The sequence below is a fragment of the Peteryoungia rhizophila genome (genome assembly GCF_004912145.1).
Classification (GTDB): Bacteria; Pseudomonadota; Alphaproteobacteria; order Rhizobiales; family Rhizobiaceae; genus Allorhizobium; species Allorhizobium rhizophilum.
The window spans coordinates 37,734-56,997 of record NZ_STGT01000010.1 but is presented as its reverse complement, the minus strand read 5'-3'; the positions used below and the strand labels follow the sequence as shown (position 1 = coordinate 56,997).

Below are 19,264 nucleotides of genomic sequence, written 5' to 3'. Positions count from 1 at the left end.
GTTGGCTCGGGGTATTTCAACACCTCGTCGTAGCAAGACCGGGGGACTTATACAGGAACACGTGATGCTCAAGATTCGTGCTGCCGCACCACTCGCTTTGCTTCTCCTATCCGGCTGCGTCGTCGGTCCAGAACATGAGGCGCCTCAGACCGCCCTCCCCGTCAAGTTTTCCGAAGGCAGCGTCCGAGCGTCTACGGACGTAACGCTGGTTCCGTGGTGGACCGCATTCAACGACCGCCGTCTGAACGGTCTCGTTGAAACCGGCCTCGCCCAGAACCTCGATGTCCTGCAGGCGATAGAACGCATCACATCTGCCGAAGCGAATTTCGAGTCGGCCGATTCCGCCGCCTTTCCGCAGCTCAATGTCGGCGCTGATCATCAGGTCTCCAAGACCAATGGCAGCGGTGCGCTGGCGAGCCGCGACAGCGATACCACCAATACATCGACAGGCACGGCAAGCGTGTCATGGCTCATTGATCTCTTCGGCCAATATCGCCGTTCGAAGGAAAGCGCCAAGGCATCGCTCGATTCTGCCTATGCCAGCGCCGATGTAGCCCGCCTGACCTTCCTGTCCAGCGTCGTGACGGCCTATGTCGATGCGCGCTACTATCAGGAACGCATCGCGATTGCCCGCAAGAACCTCGGCTCGCGCCGTGAAACGCTTGAACTCACCCGCCTGCAGCTCGAAGCCGGCGCAGCCTCCAGACTGGACGTCGTCCAGTCCGAAGGTCTGGTCAATTCGACGCTTGCAGAAATCCCAGGCCTCGAGATCTCGTTCCGCCAGTCGGTTCACCGCATCTCGCTCCTGCTCGGTCTGCCGGCGACGACCCTCCTCGCCGACCTGCAGAAGGGTGCAGCCCAGCCTTACGCACGCCGCGGCGTCAACGCCGGCGTTCCTGCCGATCTGATCCGTAACCGCCCCGATATTCGCGCGGCAGAACGCAATCTTGCGGCTGCCACGGCAGAGATCGGCGTTGCAGAAGCCGCCCTCTACCCGTCGATCTCGCTCAGCGGCTCGATCTCGCCGACCCTCGTTGCGACGTCGCTTGCCAGCGGCAAGGCAACCTCCTGGGGCTTTGGTCCGAGCCTGGATCTGCCGATCTTCGATGCCGGCGCTCGCCGCGCCAACATCAAGGCTCGCGAAGCTGCAGCCCGCGAATCGTATCTCGCCTGGAAGCAGACCGTCCTGAGCGCAGTCTCCGAAGTCGAAAACGCGCTCGTTTCCGTCAGCCGGACCCGTCAGACCGTTTCGGCCCTGACCGCCACGGTCCGTTCCTACGAAGAAGCCCTGTCGCTTGCCACGGCAAGCTATCGTGACGGTGCCTCCTCGCTGCTCGACGTCCTCGATGCCCAGCGCAACGTCGCGAGCGCCCAGGCGAACCTTGCTCAGGCTGTCCAGCAGCTGGCGAACGGCTACGTCTCGCTCAACGTCGCCATCGGCGGCGGCTATGCCTGGGACGGCGTAAAGACCGTGGTCGCCAGCAACTGAGCTCGCAACACAGACACACAAAACCCGGCACCTGAAACGGTTGCCGGGTTTTTCTTTGTCAACATCTCAGAAGGTGGCAGGCGTGTTGATCCAGATGAGCACGGTTTCACCGCTCGAAATGTTGCGCCACGAATGTGGCCTGCGACTTTCGAAATAAAAGCTGTCACCGGCATTCAGTTCGAAGAACTTGTCGCCGTCGAGGATGATCTCGAGGCTACCCGAGAGCATGTGAATGAACTCCTCACCCTCGTGCTGGTAGGCGCCTTCGCTCGATGCACCGGGCGCGAGCTGGAAACGGTTGCACTCCATCAGGTTGCGCCCCTCCGCCAGAACCTGCACCGCGACGCCGGACGACGTAGTCGGCCAAGAGGCCCATCTACCGTCGCGGATCAGGGATTCTCCCCCCTGTCCCTCTTCCTGTCCGCTGAGCGAGGCGAGTGTCGTGCCCAGGTGGCGCGCCACCTCATGCAGGGCGGTGAAGGATAAACCTTGGGACGTCCGCTCGAAGGTCGAAAGCTGCGAGACCGAGACACCTGTCGCCTGCGCGACATTCTCCAATGTCTTTCCCGCCTCTCGTCGTAGCCGCCGCATACGCGTGCCCGGGCGAATGTCCGAGGCATCGTCCTCGTTCTCCGATCCGTCTTCGTCGGCATCCGCGGGAAGCCCGCGCAGCGTCTCGCGTATAGCGGCCGGGTTCAGCCCCTTCTCGCTCCGGAGCCAGGCGATCTGCTTCAGCCTGTCGACCAGGCTGCGATCATAGACCCGCTGCCCCGTTGGCGTCCTGATCGGCTGTATCAGATCCTGGCTTTCCCATAGACGCAAGGTCGAGGGCGAAACCCCTGCCATTCGAGCAGCCTCTGCTATCTTGAACCGGATCTCGTCCACGCTGCCCCCAAGGAAATGTCGCAGTCACGGGTGATAATGCCGACAAGGCATATTGCAAGTCTACAGAAAAAATGTAGGAAATATATAACTGCGCGATCAACGACCGAAACGATGCCACTGGCAACCCTTTGCACAGGACGAAAACGATGAAGAACGCCGAAATCTCAGCTCGCAAGAATGACGCCATTTCCCGCGGCGTCGGCATGACCACGCAGATCTACGCCGACAAGGCCGAGAATTCGGAGATCTGGGATGTCGAGGGCAATCGCTACATCGATTTTGCCGGCGGCATTGCCGTTCTCAACACCGGTCATCGCCATCCGAAGGTCGTTGAAGCCGTAAAGGCACAGCTCGACCGCTTCACCCACACCTGCCACCAGGTCGTACCTTACGAGAATTACGTCGCGCTCGCCGAACGCCTGAACAAGATCGTGCCCGGCAACTTCGAGAAGAAAACGATCTTCGCGACGACCGGCGCCGAAGCAGTCGAGAACGCCATCAAGATCGCCCGCTGCGCCACCGGCCGCTCCGCCGTCATCGCCTTCACCGGCGGCTTCCACGGCCGTACCTTCCTCGGCATGGCGCTGACCGGCAAAGTCGTGCCCTACAAGGTCGGCTTCGGCCCGATGATGGGCGACGTCTTCCACGTTCCCTTCCCGCTCGAAATGCACGGCATCGACGTCGAAACCTCGCTCGACGTACTCGACAAGCTGTTCAAGGCCGATGTTGACCCGAAGCGCGTTGCAGCGATCATTCTTGAGCCCGTTCAGGGCGAGGGTGGCTTTTACGACGTGCCGCGTCCGCTGATGAAGGCGCTCCGCGAGATCTGCGATGAACATGGCATCCTGCTCGTCGCCGACGAAGTCCAGACCGGCTTCGCCCGCACCGGCAAGCTCTTCGCCATGGAGCACTATGACGCGGTGCCGGACCTGACGACGATGGCAAAGAGCCTCGCCGGCGGCTTCCCGCTCTCCGCCGTCACCGGCCGCGCCGAATTGATGGACGCCCCCGGCCCCGGCGGCCTTGGCGGCACCTATGCCGGCAACCCGCTGGCGATCGCTGCCGCCCATGCCGTCCTTGACGTGATCGAGGAAGAACAGCTCTGCGACCGCGCCAACCAGCTCGGCAACCGCCTCAAGCAGCGCCTCGAAAGCCTACGGTCGGACATTCCCCAGATCATGGACATCCGCGGCCTCGGCTTCATGAATGCCGTCGAATTCAAGGTGCCGGGAACCGACAAGCCGAATGCGGATTTCACCAATGCGGTGCGTCTGAAAGCGCTGGACAAGGGCCTGATCCTTCTGACCTGCGGCGTCTACAGCAACGTCATTCGCTTCCTCGCCCCAATCACCATTCAGGACGAGGTCTTCAACGAGGCGCTTGATCTGATCGAAGCCTCGATCCGTGAAGTTGCAGCAGGAGCCTGAGGCATGACTATTTCGAACACTCTGACCGACAAGCTCAAGGACCCTACACTGGCGACGGACAAGTCGCTTGTCGGCAATGACTGGCTGGCCGCAAGCCAGTCTGGCAAGACCTTCGAGGTCTCCAATCCGGCAACGGGCGACGTGATTGCCGTGCTTCCTGACCTGAACAAGGCGGAAGTCACCAAGGCGATCGACGCAGCGCACGCGGCGCAGAAGGCCTGGGCGAAGAAGACCGGCAAGGAGCGCGCCGCGATCTTGCGCAAGTGGAACGACCTCATGGTCGCAAACGCCGACGATCTCGCAACCATTCTCACGATGGAAATGGGCAAGCCCTGGGCCGAAGCCCGCGGCGAAATCCTTTATGGTGCATCCTACGTCGAGTGGTTCGCCGAGGAAGCCAAGCGCGTTTATGGCGACACGATCCCCGGCCATCAGGCTGACAAGCGGATCATGGTCATCAAGCAGCCGGTTGGCGTCGTCGGTGCCATCACGCCTTGGAACTTCCCCAATGCCATGCTCGCCCGGAAGGTAGCACCGGCTCTCGCCGTCGGCTGCGCCATGGTGTCGAAGCCCGCAGCCCAGACACCGCTCTCGGCACTGGCACTCGCCATCCTTGCCGAGCGCGCTGGCCTGCCTGCCGGTCTGTTCTCGGTACTGACCTCGACTGATGCAGCCATGGTCGGCCAGGAATTCTGCGCCAATGACAAGGTCCGCAAGCTGACCTTCACCGGCTCGACCAATGTCGGCCGCATCCTGATGCGCCAGGGTGCCGACCAGATCATGAAGCTCGGCCTCGAACTCGGCGGCAACGCGCCCTTCATCGTCTTCGACGATGCGGATCTGGATGCCGCGGTCGAAGGTGCGATGATCTCCAAGTATCGCAATGCCGGCCAGACCTGCGTCTGCGCCAACCGTCTCTATGTCCAGTCCGGCATCTACGACGCCTTCGCCAAGAAGCTCGCGGAAAAGGTCGGGCAGTTGAAGGTCGGCAACGGTTTTGCCGAAGGTGTGACGACCGGCCCGCTGATCGATGCCAAGGCGGTCGACAAGGTCAAGGAACACGTCGCCGATGCCGTCTCCAAGGGTGCCAAGGTCGCCCTCGGCGGCAAGCCGTCCTCGGCTGGCGAACTCTTCTTCGAGCCGACGATCCTCACCGGTGTGACCACCGATATGAAGGTCGCCACCGAAGAGACCTTTGGTCCGGTTGCACCGCTCTTCAAGTTCGAGACCGAAGACGAAGTGGTCGAGCTCGCAAATGCCACCGAATTCGGCCTTGCCTCCTACTTCTACTCGAAGGACATCGCCAAGATCTTCCGGGTCGCGGAAGCCCTCGAATACGGCATGGTTGGCGTCAATACCGGCCTCATCTCGACGGAAGTCGCACCCTTCGGTGGCATCAAGCAGTCCGGCCTCGGCCGCGAAGGCTCGAAATACGGCATCGATGACTATACCGAGATCAAGTACATCTGCCTCGGAGGCATCGCCTGATCGCATTCGAGATCCCCGGCCTCGCCGGGGATCTTCATTTGATCTGGTCCGACGAGAAGATCCGATCCGCCACGGCGCGTCCGAGACCTGCCAGTGCCTCGAAATGGTTTCCGCGCGCCGAGGACTGCCGCCAGAAGAATCCGATGTCCCGGACACCCTGCCAACCTTCGATCGTCAGCAGCTTGATGCCATCCTCCTTGCCGAATTCTGACCGGACGTAGAGTTCGGGAAAGAGGGACAGCCCCATCTCGATCGAAACCATCTGACGGATCGCATCGAGGCTCGACCCTTCATATTCCTCTGCAAGAGTCGCTCCCGACACATCGGCCAGGCGCCGCACCTCGTCCATGAGGCGGTGCCCCGCTCCCAGAGTGAGAAGCCGCTCGCCCTTTAGGCCTTCTGTTGGAATGCTGTCGAATGCCGCCAGTCGATGCGCCTTGGGCACGCCGAGGAATATTCGTTCCCGGCAGATTTGTTGCGACACGAAGCCGTCGTCGACCGAAGGCAACGGCCCCAGTCCACAATCCGTCTCTCCCTGGAGCACGGCCTTCTCCAGCTGTCGCGGCCGGTCTTCGCGTATGTAGAGCTTGAGTTCCGGATACTGCCGATGAAGCGGAGGCAGGAGATAGGGCAGGAAATAGGGCCCGAACGAGGGCGCGACCCCAAGGCGGATCGCACCTCCCAGATTGCCCTTTGAACCTGTTGCAAGTGCCCGGACCTCGTCGAGCCCATTGAGGATGACCTTCGCCGCCTTGATGATTTCAGCACCTACCGGCGTAGGGACCACGTGTCCAGGCATCCGGTCCATGAGCGTCACCCCGAGCTGCTTCTCGAGAAGAGCGACCTGCACGGAGAGTGTCGGTTGAGAGACGTTACAACGCTTCGCTGCCTCGCCGAAGTGCCCGGTCTCACCGAGTGTGACGAGATACTCCAACTGACGATGACTGGGGCGAAATGGCATCCCTACCTCATAGAGAATAACTATGAGATTTATACAATCTATGAATTGGAATAATCAATCGGCACGCTTCATATTCGTAGGGCACGAGAGGAGATCGCCATGAAGCAACTGTTGAAAGCCCTTAGAGCCCGTCACTCGATCGTCGCCGCAAAGATCGATGAGGAACAGCGTCGTCCGCAACCGGACGGCATAAGGGTCCGCGCCTTGAAGAAGATAAGGCTGCATTTGAAGGAGCAGATCACGTTGCTCGAACGGGGCGATGCCATGAAGGCAAGTGCCGCCCGCCCCAAGGCATCGAATTTCGGCAGTCCTCTTCTCGCCGGACGCTGAGCACGTGCGCGCTCCGTGATGGCGCGAACGTGACCGGCGAGAGCGGCCGGCGGGGCCTCCCTGCGCCCCGCCGGCATTGAGGGCTAAACAGCTACCCGAAAACAAAAAAGCCTGGCGTGGTTGACGCCAGGCTTCCGATTCTGGGTCCGAAGAGCGCTGCTCAGTTCTTGGCGCGCTCGACGTAGGAATTGTCTTCGGTCGCGATGACGACACGAATACCGGCGTCGACATGCGGCGGCACCATGGTGCGGATACCGTTGGAAAGCATGGCTGGCTTGTAGGACGACGATGCCGTCTGGCCCTTGACGACCGGTTCGGTCTCAGTGATCTCCAGCGTGACATGACGCGGCAACTGAAGAGCCAGCGCAATGCCTTCATGCATCGACAGAATGCAGACCATGCCTTCCTGCAGATAGGCCTTCTGGTCGCCCATGGTCTCGACGTCGACCACGACCTGATCGTAGTTTTCCGGATTCATGAAGTGGAAGCCTTCACCGTCCTCGTAGAGGAACTGGTGGTTCACGTCTTCCACGAAGGCGCGCTCGACCTGTTCCGTCGTGCGCCAACGTTCCGAAACCTTCACGCCATCAACGATGCGGCGCATGTTGACCTGCGTAACGGGCGTGCCCTTGCCGGGGTGGAAGTTTTCGGCAGTGAGCACTACATAGAGCTTGCCGTCGACATCGATAACATTGCCCTTGCGGACGGAAGAGGCGATAACCTTGACCATGGGAATTCCTTGTATCTGCGTGAGACCCGTCGTAAAGGACGGCCGTCCCTGCTGACGTCTTCGAATTTCTCGGGCGGGACTAACCCAAATCCGGCAGAATAGCCAGCCCGTGTTGAGAGAAGGATCGAGAATCCGGAATGTCTGACCGCAGCCGTTCAGCCCCTGCGTGGTGGACATCGTCGGTCCATGCCGATCGACGGCCATTCCTGATCGGACGCAACCGGATCCAGGCGGCTTTCCGCGCCCGCTTCGCGGGCGAAGACTTTGTCGAAGTGGATACGGCAACGCTGCAGGTCTCGCCCGGCAACGAAGCCCATCTGCATGCCTTCCACACCGAAGCGATCGGCCACGATGGCTCAGCCGTCCCGCTCTACCTGCATACATCTCCCGAATTTGCCTGCAAGAAACTGCTCGCCGCCGGTGAAACCCGTATCGCCTGTTTCGCCCATGTCTATCGCAACCGCGAGCGCGGGCCCCTCCACCATCCGGAATTCACCATGCTGGAATGGTACCGCGTCGGAGAGGACTATGAGCAACTCATGCAGGATTGCGCCGACCTGATCGCGCTCGCCGCCCGCACGGCAGGCACGCAGCAATTTGCCTATGGCGGCAAGACCGTCGATCCCTTTGCAGATCCCGAACGGATCTCGGTCGCAGACGCCTTCACATGTCATGCCGGCATCGACCTGCTGGCCACGATTGGCGCCGACGGCAGCACGGATCGAAACATGCTGGCAAAGCAGCTGCAGGCAGTCGGCATCCGTGTCGCAGACGATGATACCTGGGCGGATCTTTTCAGCCGCGTTATCGTCGAGAAGATCGAGCCGAACCTCGGCAACGGTCGCGTTACCATTCTTGACCGGTACCCGGTCGCAGAAGCAGCGCTTGCACGCCCCTGTGCCGACGATCCGCGCGTGGCAGAACGCTTCGAGGTCTATGCTTGCGGCGTCGAACTGGCCAATGCCTTCGGCGAACTGACGGATCCCACCGAACAACGGCGTCGCTTCGAAGCCGAGATGGTCGAGAAACAGCGGGTTTACGGCGAAACCTATCCGCTCGACGAGGACTTTCTCGAAGCCCTGGCGGAAATGCCGGAAGCCTCCGGCATAGCACTCGGTTTCGACCGACTTGTCATGCTCGCAACAGGCGCGCTCAGGATCGACCAGGTGATATGGGCGCCGGTGGCGGAGACACATCTTGGCTGAGGCGACCCTGCGCAATGTCAGCGACCTCGTCTCCGCGGGCCTCGTCCGAGCGGAAGAGGCGGCCACCCTCGATCTCGTTGCCGAGCGCTACGCCATCGCTCTCACTCCGACCGTTCGTGAGCTCATCGACGCGAGCGACCCTAAGGATCCGATTGCCGCCCAATACGTGCCGACCGCAGGCGAACTGGTCGAACACCCTGACGAGCGTGCTGACCCCATCGGCGACCATCCACACTCACCCGTCGAAGGCATCGTGCATCGCTATCCGGACCGTGTGCTTCTGAAGCTCTTGCATGTCTGTCCGGTCTATTGCCGATTTTGCTTCCGACGCGAAATGGTAGGTCCACAGGGGGACGGCAATCTCTCCGCCGATGCATCGCGGAAAGCGCTCGACTATATCCGCGCCGACAAACGGATCTGGGAAGTGATCCTGACCGGCGGAGATCCGCTGATCCTCTCGCCGCGACGGCTGAAGGAGGTCATGCAGGAACTGGCGACGATCGGCCATGTCCGCATCGTCCGCATTCACAGCCGCGTACCGGCCGTTGACCCGACCAGAATTTCGGACGACCTGCTCGACGCGCTCAAAGCTGGCGGCAAGACGGTTTACCTCGCTTTGCATGTGAACCATCCGCGCGAACTCACACCAGAGGTGCGCAAGGCCTGCGCCCGCCTTACGGCAGCCGGTGTCCAACTGTTGAGCCAGAGCGTTCTCCTGAGAGGCATCAATGACAATGCCGAGACGCTGTCCGAACTGATGCGCGCCTTTGTCGAAATCGGTGTGAAGCCCTACTACCTGCACCATCCCGACATGGCCCCCGGCACTGGACATTTCCGTCTGACCATCGCCGAGGGGCAGGCCATCATGCGCGAGCTGCGCAGCAAAATCTCCGGCCTCTGCATCCCGCACTACATCCTCGATCTGCCCGGCGGTTACGGAAAAGTTGAAATCGGATCGAGTGCTCTGCGGGAGATTGGACCAAATCGATACATGATCCTCGATCGTCACGGCGATGAACGGCCTTACGAAGGCTGATTTGGACCGGATCTGAACAGAGAACCGACAAAGTGGCTCGATTTGGCACTGATCATCGTATGCGTTCATTCCAACTTTACCGATCTGCTTAGCGGAAACTTCGTCTTTCCTCTGTAAGAAATCGCTCAACAGAATTTTGAGCGTCCGACCGGAGGGATAACGATGAACGAAACCATTCGCGCGCTGCTGGCAAAGCTTGGCGGCCTCCCCGTCGCCGTCGAAACGCTTGCAAACGAAGCAGATCTCTATGCCGCCGGACTGTCGTCCTTCGCCTCGGTACAGCTGATGCTGGGCCTGGAGGAAGCTTTCGACATGGAATTCCCGGACCATCTCCTGAACCGAAAATCCTTCGCCAGTATCGCAGCCATAGAGGCGACGGTCGCGACAATCGTCGGGGACAGAAAGGTCGCCTGATGGACCTCTCCTCCACATCGACGGACAAGAGCCTGAAGGCACGCGCATCTCGCGTCGCGGCCATCGCCGCCATGCACGCGGACGATGTCGACAAAGCCGGCCGTTTCCCCAAGGAAGCGGTCGACGCCATGAAGGCGGAACGGTTGCTCGGGATTCAGATCCCCGTCGATTGCGGTGGCGAGGGACGCTCGACCTCCGAGATCGCCGAACTCTGCACCATCATGGCCCAGGGCTGCGCCGCAAGCGCCATGATTTTCGCCATGCACCAGATCAAGGTCTCGAGCCTCGTCTCGCATGGGACCGATGCGTCATGGCACGGAGACTTCATGCGCCGGATCTGCGCTGACCAATGGCTTCTTGGCTCTGCCACCACAGAAGGCGGCATCGGCGGCAATCTGCGCAATTCGATCTGTGCCATCGAGGTCGAGGGCGACCGCTGCCGGCTAGAGAAGGACGCGACCGTCATTTCCTACGGCAAGCACGCCGACGCGATCCTCATCACGTCCCGCGCCCACAAGGAAGCGCCGCCGACCGATCAGGTCATGACGGTGTTCCTCAGGGATCAATACACGCTGGAACAGACCCATGTCTGGGACACGCTCGGCATGCGCGGCACCTGTTCCGACGGTTTTCTGTTCAAGGGCGAGGCGCCGGCAGAACAGATCCTGCCGAAGCCCTTCGCGGAGATCGCCGCACAGTCCATGCTGGCCAGTTCCCATCTCCTGTGGAGCGCACTCTGGTACGGCATCGCCGTCGACGCCTTCGCCAAGGCGCAGACATTCGTCAGAGCCGCCGCTCGCAAGGCACCCGGCACCCAGCCACCGGGTCTCGTGCAACTCGCGGAAATGTCGGGGCAGTTGCAGGTCATCCGGTCCAATATTCAGGCGGGCCTCGCATCCTACGAGCAGGCGCTGAAAGATCTGGACCGCCTATCCACCATGGGCTTCGCCGTGGCCATGAACAACGTCAAGATCGCCTCTTCCGAGATGATCCTGCCGGTGATCCATCAGGCGCTCAGGATCTGCGGCATCATGGGTTACAAGAACGGCACCCCCTATAGCCTGGGTCGCCATCTGCGGGATGCCCATTCCGCCGAACTGATGATTTCCAACGACCGCATCCTCGGCAACACAGCGACGATGCTGCTCGTGCACAAGCAAGAAACCGGATTGTTGGGGTAACGACATGGATATGCAGGTGAGCTTTCTGGACCGCCTCTTCGACAGCGGCCTCCTCATAGACACGGGCGTCGACGGCCTTTATGGACGCAGTGGCCAATTCGAGGATGTGATCGCCGCCTTCGAGCGCCTGATCGACAAGGTAGGCGGCGCCGATGGCGCAGAGGCGATCCGCTTCCCGCCTGGCATGAACCGCGCTTTTTTCGAGACGAGCGGCTACATGAAGAGCTTCCCGCAGCTCGCCGGCACAGTTCATTCCTTCTGTGGCAATGACCACGACCACCTGAGCCTCCTTCAGTGCATGGAAGAAGGCAAGGACTGGACGAAGGAGCAACAGGCGACCGACATCGCCCTGACGCCAGCTGCCTGCTACCCGCTTTATCCGACCGTCGCCAAGCGCGGCCCGATCTCGATGGAAGGCGGCCTCTTCGACCTGCAGTCCTATTGTTTCCGCCATGAGCCGTCGAAGGATCCGGCCCGCCAGCAGCTGTTCCGCATGCGCGAATATGTCTGCATGGGTACCGAAGCTCATGTGACGACGTTCCGCCAGACCTGGATGGATCGCGGCGTCGAAATGATGAAATCGATCGGCCTCGACGTCGAAATCGATGTGGCAAACGACCCTTTCTTCGGCCGAGCCGGCAGGCTGCTCGCCAACAACCAGCGCGACCAGAATCTGAAGTTCGAACTCCTGATCCCTGTGACGTCGCAGACCAACAAGACGGCCTGCATGAGCTTCAACTACCATCAGGACGCCTTCGGCCAGAAATGGGGTCTGAACCTCGCCGACGGCTCGGTCGCCCACACCGCCTGTGTCGGCTTCGGTCTGGAGCGCATCGCGCTTGCCCTCTTCGCCCAGCACGGCCTCGACGTTGCCGCCTGGCCGGAGGCCGTTCGCAAGACGCTGTGGGGCTGAACCCGCAATGGCATCCGTCTTTCCCGGGCTCGACCCGGACAACTACATCCCACATGCGCTCCACGCCCAGGAGCGCATGTGGCCTGAAACCAACTGCTATGTCGACCTTTGGATCGAAGTGCTGTCGGCCGCGGGCTTTGTCCCCGAAGCCATGCTCGGCTTTACGCTGACGCAGGATTTCGAAGGCGACCAGTTCACCTTCTTCAAGGTGCCGCTCGAAGATCTCGAGCAGCTCTATGGCATCAGGGTGACCGAGCTTGCGATCTTCGACACGGTCGAGAACCATGTCTGTGAACAGATTGCCCGCGGCCGCCTCTGCCTCGTGGAAATGGACAGCTTTTTCATGCCCGACACACAGGGTGTCGGCTATCGGCAGGAGCACGGCAAGACCACGGTCGGCGTCAACCGCCTCGACACGACAAACCGGGTAATGGACTATTTCCACAACGGCGGCTTTTTCCGTCTGGAGGGAGACGACTTCGACGGCGTCTTCCAGCGCAATCTGTCCGAAGGCACCCTGCCCTTCCTGCCCTACACAGAATTCGCCAAGTTCCCGAAGGCACCCATTTCGGCAGCACATCAGCGGGAAACCGCAACCGCTCTTCTGCGCCGGCATTTCGCCCGCCGACCCGACGGAAATCCGATCGCCGAATTCGCCTCCGTTTTTCCAAAACAAGTGGAGGCCGTCGCCGAACGCCCCTTCGGCTATTTTCACAAATATGCTTTCAACACGCTGCGCCAGTTCGGGGCTAACTTCGAACTGCTGGCGAGCCACCTCGCCTGGTTCGACGAACCGGCTTACCGGTCAGCGATCGCAGAAGCATTGAAGATCAGCGAATGCGCCAAGACGGTCCAGTTCCAGCTCGCCCGTGCCGTGACACGCAAGAAGTTCGATCCATTGGCGACGGCCCTCGATCCTGCCATTGCGGCCTGGGACCGGCTGATGGATGATCTGGGCCAAAGGCTGACGTGAAGGACGAGACGATGACGGGGACGATCTATCTGGGGGCGGACATGCGTCCCCTGGAGCAGGGCTGGACCCTTATGATGACCGAGGCAGGCCGCTATCGTGAGCCGGCCAATCTGCCCCAAACCGCCTTCAACATTTCCGCCCTCGTACCTGGGACCGTCGCCGCAGCACTGACCGAGGCCGGCCTCTTCGATCCGGCCCATCCGAGCCCTCTGCATGACAAGGACGTGTGGTATCGGCGGTCGCTCGCAGGCGAAACGCCCGGTCCGGCTGTGCTTCGCTTCGAAGGCCTCGCGACCATTGCCGAAATCTTCGTCAACGGTGCTTTGGCGCACATATGTGAAAGCATGTTCGAACCGGTCGACCTTGCGCTCGATCTCTCGGGCCAAGACGAACTGGCGATATGCTTCCGGGCGCTCCAGCCCCATCTCGACAGGAAGGGACCGAGGGCCCGCTGGCGACCGCAGATGATCGATCAGCAGGGGCTTCGCCTCGCAAGGACAACTCTTCTCGGCCACATGCCCGGCTGGTGCCCCGAAATCCATCCCGTCGGACCGTACCGCCCGATCTCCCTTATCCGACCATCGCCTGACATCGTCTCCGGGCTGCGCATCAACGCCGATCTCGACGAATTCGGCACCGGACACCTGACCGTCGAACTCCAGGCAGACTCCGACGCCGAAATGGCGATTCTCTGCTGTGGCCGCACGGCCCGGTTCAAGAAGGCATCAAACGGGCGTTTTATTGCCAATCTCGAATTGCCGGCTATTGCCGCCTGGTGGCCGAGGACGCATGGCGACCCCAACCTTCACGATGTGACGCTCGCGATCGACGGGCGCATCCATCCGCTCGGCCTCGTCGGCTTCCGTCGCATCGAGGTGGACCGCGACGAAGATGGCAAGGGCTTCGGGCTGAAGGTCAACGGCGTGCCCGTCTTCTGCCGCGGCACCGTCTGGACCAATGCCGATCTCCTCCGGCTGCCGGGTTCGGCCGAAGCCTATGCGCCTTGGCTCGCCAAGGCGGCCGAAGCAAACATGAACATGATCCGCATCGGCGGGACCATGACCTATGAGAGCGCAGATTTCTTCCGCCTCTGCGATCGTTTGGGCATCATGGTCTGGCAGGACCTGATGTTCGCAAACTTCGACTATCCCGTCTCCGACGAAGAATTCACCAGGCAGGCTGCGACCGAAGTGGAGACCCTTCTTGCCGGCTTGCAGGGGCACCCCTCGCTCTCCGTCATCGCCGGAGGCAGCGAAGTCTTCCAGCAGGGCGCCATGCTCGGCCTTCCCGAGCGCATCTGGAAGGGCGCGTTCTTCACCGAGACGCTGGCGCAGACCGTGAGGGATCATCGCCCGGACGTCGCCTATGTTCCGAACTCGCCTTATGGCGGAAGCATGCCATTTGTGCCCAACGAAGGCGTCACCCACTACTATGGCGTCGGTGCCTATCAGCGCCCGCTCGAAGACGCCCGCCGGGCGAATGTGCGTTTTGCCGCCGAATGCCTGGCCTTTGCCCATGTCCCGCAACAGCGGACGCTCGACACGCAACTGGCGGTGCCCGCAGTACACGACCCCCGCTGGAAGGCACGTGTCCCGCGCGATCGGGGCGCCTCCTGGGATTTCGAGGACGTCCGAGACCACTATCTGGCAGAACTCTACGCAATCGATCCAGCACGACTACGCCGGGAAAACCCTTCAGCCTATGTCGACCACGCTCGCGCGACCACGGCGGAGGTCGTCACGGAAACCTTCGCCGAATGGCGCAGAAGCGGGTCCTCCTGCCGCGGCGCACTCACATGGACCTTCCAGGATCTCGAGGCAGGCCCCGGATGGGGTGTCATCGACTCAACCGGCGAGCCGAAATCCGTCTGGTATGCCCTGAAGCGCGCCTTCCGCCCGATCCAGGTCCTGCTGACAGACGAGGGCACCAACGGGCTGGACATTCACCTCGTCAACGAGACCGCGACAAGTCAGAACATGACGCTTGAGATTGCCTGCCTCAGGGATGGTGCCCAGCCAGTGGTGTCTGCAAGCAGGCCCCTTTCGCTCGATGCCCGATCAGCCCATCGCGTACCAGCCACAGACATGTTTGGGGCCTTCTTCGATACCACCTATGCCTATCGTTTTGGTCCACCGTCACATGACGTCACTGTGGCGAGGCTCGTTGACACCGATAAGGCTGTCATAGCCGAAGCGTTTCATTTTCCTCAGGGCCGCAAGACCTCCAAGCATGCTTCGAAGGTGGATCACGCTTTCCATCAGGTCGACGGCACCTGGTGGCTCGAATTGACCGCCAGCCAGTTTGCGCAGTCGGTCCATATCGACTTCGAGCATTTTCTCGCCGAAGACGACTGGTTCCATCTTGCGCCAGGGCGCGCCAAGCGTATCAGGCTCTCTCCGCGAGAGAACGTGCAGCCGGGACAAAAGCCTCATGGCACCCTGAGTCACCTCGGAACCAGCACAATCCAGACCCTGTCCTGAGCTCGCCGAGCTGGTTGGCTATCGAAATCAGGCAGTACCCGGCGCGTGGAAAAGCCGGGCGACCACGTCTTCCCAAGTGAGAATATCGGACGTATCGATCGTCAAGTGGTCCATGCCCTTGGCGCGCTCGAATGCCGCCCGAATGGAATTCTGGTCGTCCGGCTCATAGGCACAGACATTGTCCCGGCCAGCAGCCGCAAAGCGCGGAGCGACAATCGGCAGATGGCAATAGCTGTACTGGATCATCTTCAGACTAGACTGGCTGAGATAGTCAGCCCCGGCACCGGCCCTGTAGGGTGCAATACCGATATCGGCGAACTTGATGAACGGCACGATCGTGCCGAAGGACACTTCGCCATGGACGACGATGTTGACCCTCGGCTGTGACGGCAACGCCTTCTTGCCGAAGAGGTGGAAGGTCCAGTCCGGGTTCGCAGCCGCAAGCGTCTCGATCATCCCGGCATCGAACATCATGTCACCGACGCTGATTGCGTGACGCGAGCCTTCATAAGGGCTGGTGGCCGCAGCATCGAACAGCCCCTTGCTGATCCCGTGCGGCACGAAGACAACGCGATCCTGAGCCGCAAAATCAGCGCGCATCGCTTCTGCCATGATTCTGATCTGGTCGTAGAGCGGCAGGGTGGCGTTCAACTCCTTGATGATGCAGGGATGCACCCTGATCGTCTCCAGCCGGTCCGCCGCGTGATAGATGAACTTGGCCTTTGGCGCATGGCGACGCAGGTAGCGCGTCAACAGCGGCGAGGGCCCGCTTTCAATGACGATATGGGAGTATTCCGACAAACGTTCCGTGACCGCCTTTGGCAGGAAATGCCCATAGTGGCGATAAATCGGAGCCACGAGCGCGTTCAGCCAGCCGTATCGCAAATTCATCGGGTGGAAAGGTGCAAACCAGACAAACTCCTGAAGACGCTCGTCCAGCCGGAACCATGCATTTATAGGACGCGTGAGCGCATGCTCGTAGCGCCCGTCATGGACGAAGCGGCTAAGCGGACTAAGCCGGCAGATCAGGAAATCGACTGCCGCCCCCTCCTCGCGCAATTGATCCGACATGAAGTGGAGATCGACGCGCCGCGGGGCATCGGCAAAGTGATGACCCGAGACCACCAGGACTCGCTTGGAAACCGACTTCATTAAGCTGGTACCTCTTGCAGGCGGGATCCGAGGACTTCCCGATAAAGTGCGACATGCCGGTCGCAGACGTCCGACCAGCAATGCTGAGAAGCTGCCACCATCATGTCCGAGCGAAGATGGGGTGAAGATACCAACGCCTGATAGGCGTCCTCAATCGCCGTTGCAGCAGCGTCGGCGCGGGAGAAATCGGTCACGGCAATCCCGGAATGGCGAGTTGCGAGCGCCTGATAGGCATCATTGCAATGGAGTACAGGCACCAGCCCGGCACTCATCGCTTCGACGGCCACCAGCCCGAAACCTTCATATTCCGAGGCGGATACGAAGAGCGACGACTGGGACAACACTTCGCGCACCTCGGCATCGGAAACACCCACATGGAGGTGGACTTCTTTCTCAAGTCCACGATCCGCGATTGCGGCCCGAAGATCCGCCTCGGTCTGGTCGGACGGCGAACCGACAACGTCCAGATGCCAGCTACCTGACCGCTGCTTCAAGGAGGCCATGGCATCGAGCAGGCGATCGAGCCGCTTGTTGACGGAAAACCGACCGATCGTCACCATACGTCGCACGGGTCGCTCACTGCCGAGCGCCGCGAACTTCTCGATATCAACACCGTTTTCGATCAATCGCGCCCTGTTACCGGCAATCGGCGCGAACATCCGGTGGTCCGACTGGCTGCAACAGACCAGCGCATCATAAGCGAGCGCAGACGCGCGGGTCGCAGTCTGGAACCAGAGTTTCTTGATGGTTGCATGGTTCTTCGTGTGGAAGAAGCCCCCATGCGTCGTGGCGACGAGCGGCTTGCGGTGAAACGGTCGTGTCCAGGCAAGCGCGTCGTAGAAGAAATCGATGCCATGCACGTGAACAAGATCCGCATCGGAGATATGCCGGAAAACTGAAGGCGCCAGAGGATAACGGCTGCTGCCCCGCCAGGGGATCCTCATGACCTCGACCCCGTCGATCACTTCTCGCGACGGCAACACTTCATCGGGAGCGCGAAACAGCCGATCAAGGGTCACCACGCGCACAGCGAATCCGCGGGCAACAAGGGAGCGGCTGAGATTGGAAACGACGTCTTCGAGGCCGCCGCGGCTCGGCGTATATTGGCGAACGATCTGCACGATCCGCGCGCCCTTTGCCAAGCCTGTCACGGCACTCGGCCCTGACGCAGTCATGCTCTCCATACCGCACCTTCGCGTTGGATGATTCCAATCAGTCTTCCGCCCTGCCTAACGGAAAAGCGTTAAAGTCGAGTTTTCGGGCCAAAGGGAAGTCTTCGCATTCGCAATGGGTTACTCCATGCGCAGGCAAGATTGAACCGACCGCTCGGCTCCCGACCTCACGGGCCGAGTGCAGGGCAGGTCGATGCCGCAGGCGAAAAGTCTGTGAGGGCCTGTGACAAGCCCCGAAGCTGCGGGCGGTCGCCCGCCGCCGTCGGCTGGATGTTCAGCGCCTCGTCTTCCGGCCACCAGTCTCCGCCGGCCCAGTAGGCCCAACCGATCCAGACATCGCGGTCGCGCTCAACGACACTGACCATGCGTTCGAGCGCCTGAATGCAGGCCTCTTCCTTCGGCACGCCGAATTCGCCGAGATACCCGCGCTTGCCGTTGTCGCGCAGCCACTGTGAGTAGTTTGCAATGGCAGCGACGGCGTCATCCGCCCGGCTGCAATTGTCCTTGGTGCCGGAAAAATCATCGTCGAAGTACTGGTGAACCTCGAAGGCGTAATGGTCGAGGGGATCCTCGACCCCGAGCATGACTGTGCCATTGGCACCGCCATAATCTTCCCCGGTCCAGCTATGTGCTCCCGACCAGGCATTTCCCGGAACGAGGATGAGATTGCGGGCACCGGCGCCACGGATGGCGGCTATCGCGGCATTGGCGCCGCTCAGCCATTGCTCCGTCGGCATGGAATGTGGCTCGTTCATCAGGCCGAAGACGACACCATCCTGATTGCCGAACGCCAACGCCAACTCGCTCCAGAATTTTGCGAAGGCCTCATAGGGCACTGCCGGCGAGCCGATCAGTTCACCGCGATACCGGGCATAATTGTGCGGATCGAGGACCACGGTCAGCCCCGCCGCACGCAGGCGCACCACTGTGTCGCTCAGCCGAGCGAATTCCGCCGGATCGAACTCAGCGTCCAGAGACGTCTGGAGGCGAGACCAGGAGAACGGAAGCCGGACGGAGTTGAAGCCCTTGTCGGCGAAATAGGCGATCGTCTCGTCGGTTGGGTAGGTATAGGCCGTGCCATAGACACCGTCTTCCTCCCCGAACTCCGCGCCGGCAAGATTGACGCCGCGCAGGCAGGCCCCGCTTGCCAGCACCGACTGCGACGTCATGGCAAGGAGCCCGAGTGCGACACCGGAGGCACGCAGCAGATCGAGCATAGTGCTTTTGCTGGTGGGGAATTTCATTCGGAACACCATGATGATCTCGGTTCGGAGCTGCGGTGGGCGCAGGTTATTGGTGCTTCACCAAAGGTCAATGCCAAGGATCAGGGGGATCGGATGTTTTCTCCGCCGGGGATACGGCGACGGCGAAGATGCGCCTTCGAAAGGCGCAATAGGAACGAGGTTTTGCATTTCCTGCCCTAATCTC

Annotated in this window: 17 protein-coding genes; 11 read left to right on the top strand and 6 right to left on the bottom strand. The window is 61.1% G+C overall.

The annotated features are described in order from the left end of the window. Positions 1 to 64: 64 nt before the first annotated feature. Positions 65 to 1,489: an efflux transporter outer membrane subunit gene (locus tag E9677_RS24825; RefSeq protein WP_136560754.1), complete on the top strand. Its 1,425-nt coding sequence runs from the start codon at positions 65 to 67 to the stop codon at positions 1,487 to 1,489. A 66-nt stretch (positions 1,490 to 1,555) separates the two neighbouring features. Here E9677_RS24825 and E9677_RS24820 read toward each other — a convergent pair whose 3' ends face one another. Next, positions 1,556 to 2,335 (bottom strand): cupin domain-containing protein, encoded by a 780-nt coding sequence (locus E9677_RS24820; protein WP_235883099.1) that lies wholly within the window; start codon positions 2,333 to 2,335, stop codon positions 1,556 to 1,558. A gap of 185 nt (positions 2,336 to 2,520) precedes the next feature. On the opposite strand from E9677_RS24820, the gene E9677_RS24815 reads away from it, so the two are divergent. Both E9677_RS24815 and E9677_RS24810 read left to right on the top strand, forming a co-directional pair. Further along, complete coding sequence (locus tag E9677_RS24815; protein WP_136560752.1) at positions 2,521 to 3,801, top strand: 4-aminobutyrate--2-oxoglutarate transaminase; 1,281 nt, start codon at positions 2,521 to 2,523, stop codon at positions 3,799 to 3,801. A gap of 3 nt (positions 3,802 to 3,804) precedes the next feature. Continuing rightward, positions 3,805 to 5,289, top strand: a complete 1,485-nt coding sequence (locus E9677_RS24810) for an NAD-dependent succinate-semialdehyde dehydrogenase (RefSeq protein WP_136560751.1) — start codon at positions 3,805 to 3,807, stop codon at positions 5,287 to 5,289. Between the two features lie 34 nt (positions 5,290 to 5,323). Here the strand turns inward: E9677_RS24810 and E9677_RS24805 are convergent, their stop codons facing one another. Next, positions 5,324 to 6,250 carry a hydrogen peroxide-inducible genes activator gene (locus E9677_RS24805; protein WP_136560750.1) on the bottom strand — a complete coding sequence of 309 codons (927 nt, stop codon included), beginning with the start codon at positions 6,248 to 6,250 and terminating at the stop codon, positions 5,324 to 5,326. A gap of 99 nt (positions 6,251 to 6,349) precedes the next feature. On the opposite strand from E9677_RS24805, the gene E9677_RS24800 reads away from it, so the two are divergent. After that, complete coding sequence (locus tag E9677_RS24800) at positions 6,350 to 6,580, top strand: YdcH family protein (RefSeq protein WP_136560749.1); 231 nt, start codon at positions 6,350 to 6,352, stop codon at positions 6,578 to 6,580. 160 nt (positions 6,581 to 6,740) lie between these two features. Here the strand turns inward: E9677_RS24800 and efp are convergent, their stop codons facing one another. After that, positions 6,741 to 7,310 carry an elongation factor P gene (gene efp / locus E9677_RS24795; protein WP_136560748.1) on the bottom strand — a complete coding sequence of 190 codons (570 nt, stop codon included), beginning with the start codon at positions 7,308 to 7,310 and terminating at the stop codon, positions 6,741 to 6,743. 137 nt (positions 7,311 to 7,447) lie between these two features. Here efp and epmA point away from each other — a divergent pair, with 137 nt between their 5' ends. From epmA to E9677_RS24760, 7 genes are all read left to right on the top strand, one after another. Beyond that, positions 7,448 to 8,515 carry an EF-P lysine aminoacylase EpmA gene (epmA, locus tag E9677_RS24790; RefSeq protein WP_136560747.1) on the top strand — a complete coding sequence of 356 codons (1,068 nt, stop codon included), beginning with the start codon at positions 7,448 to 7,450 and terminating at the stop codon, positions 8,513 to 8,515. Continuing rightward, positions 8,505 to 9,551: a lysine-2,3-aminomutase-like protein gene (locus tag E9677_RS24785; RefSeq protein WP_408014782.1), complete on the top strand. Its 1,047-nt coding sequence runs from the start codon at positions 8,505 to 8,507 to the stop codon at positions 9,549 to 9,551. Before epmA ends, E9677_RS24785 begins: the two co-directional genes overlap by 11 nt. Before the next feature lie 162 nt (positions 9,552 to 9,713). Next, complete coding sequence (locus E9677_RS24780; RefSeq protein ID WP_136560745.1) at positions 9,714 to 9,965, top strand: acyl carrier protein; 252 nt, start codon at positions 9,714 to 9,716, stop codon at positions 9,963 to 9,965. Further along, a complete protein-coding gene (locus E9677_RS24775) occupies positions 9,965 to 11,146 on the top strand; it encodes an acyl-CoA dehydrogenase family protein (protein ID WP_136560744.1) in 1,182 nt (393 codons plus the stop codon). The genes E9677_RS24780 and E9677_RS24775 overlap by 1 nt, the downstream gene beginning before the upstream one ends. Before the next feature lie 4 nt (positions 11,147 to 11,150). After that, positions 11,151 to 12,059 (top strand): amino acid--[acyl-carrier-protein] ligase, encoded by a 909-nt coding sequence (locus E9677_RS24770; protein ID WP_136560743.1) that lies wholly within the window; start codon positions 11,151 to 11,153, stop codon positions 12,057 to 12,059. 7 nt (positions 12,060 to 12,066) lie between these two features. Then, complete coding sequence (locus tag E9677_RS24765) at positions 12,067 to 13,032, top strand: DUF1839 family protein (protein WP_136560742.1); 966 nt, start codon at positions 12,067 to 12,069, stop codon at positions 13,030 to 13,032. Positions 13,033 to 13,043: 11 nt separating this feature from the next. Next, on the top strand, positions 13,044 to 15,512 hold the full coding sequence (locus tag E9677_RS24760) for a glycosyl hydrolase 2 galactose-binding domain-containing protein (RefSeq protein ID WP_136560741.1): 2,469 nt from the start codon (positions 13,044 to 13,046) through the stop codon (positions 15,510 to 15,512). 27 nt (positions 15,513 to 15,539) lie between these two features. Here E9677_RS24760 and E9677_RS24755 read toward each other — a convergent pair whose 3' ends face one another. The 3 genes from E9677_RS24755 to E9677_RS24745 form a co-directional block, all read right to left on the bottom strand. After that, positions 15,540 to 16,664: a glycosyltransferase family 4 protein gene (locus E9677_RS24755; RefSeq protein WP_136560740.1), complete on the bottom strand. Its 1,125-nt coding sequence runs from the start codon at positions 16,662 to 16,664 to the stop codon at positions 15,540 to 15,542. After that, complete coding sequence (locus E9677_RS24750; protein ID WP_136560739.1) at positions 16,664 to 17,848, bottom strand: glycosyltransferase family 4 protein; 1,185 nt, start codon at positions 17,846 to 17,848, stop codon at positions 16,664 to 16,666. The genes E9677_RS24755 and E9677_RS24750 overlap by 1 nt, the downstream gene beginning before the upstream one ends. 155 nt (positions 17,849 to 18,003) lie before the next feature. Continuing rightward, positions 18,004 to 19,080 carry a glycoside hydrolase family 5 protein gene (locus E9677_RS24745; RefSeq protein WP_235883098.1) on the bottom strand — a complete coding sequence of 359 codons (1,077 nt, stop codon included), beginning with the start codon at positions 19,078 to 19,080 and terminating at the stop codon, positions 18,004 to 18,006. Positions 19,081 to 19,264 lie beyond the last annotated feature (184 nt).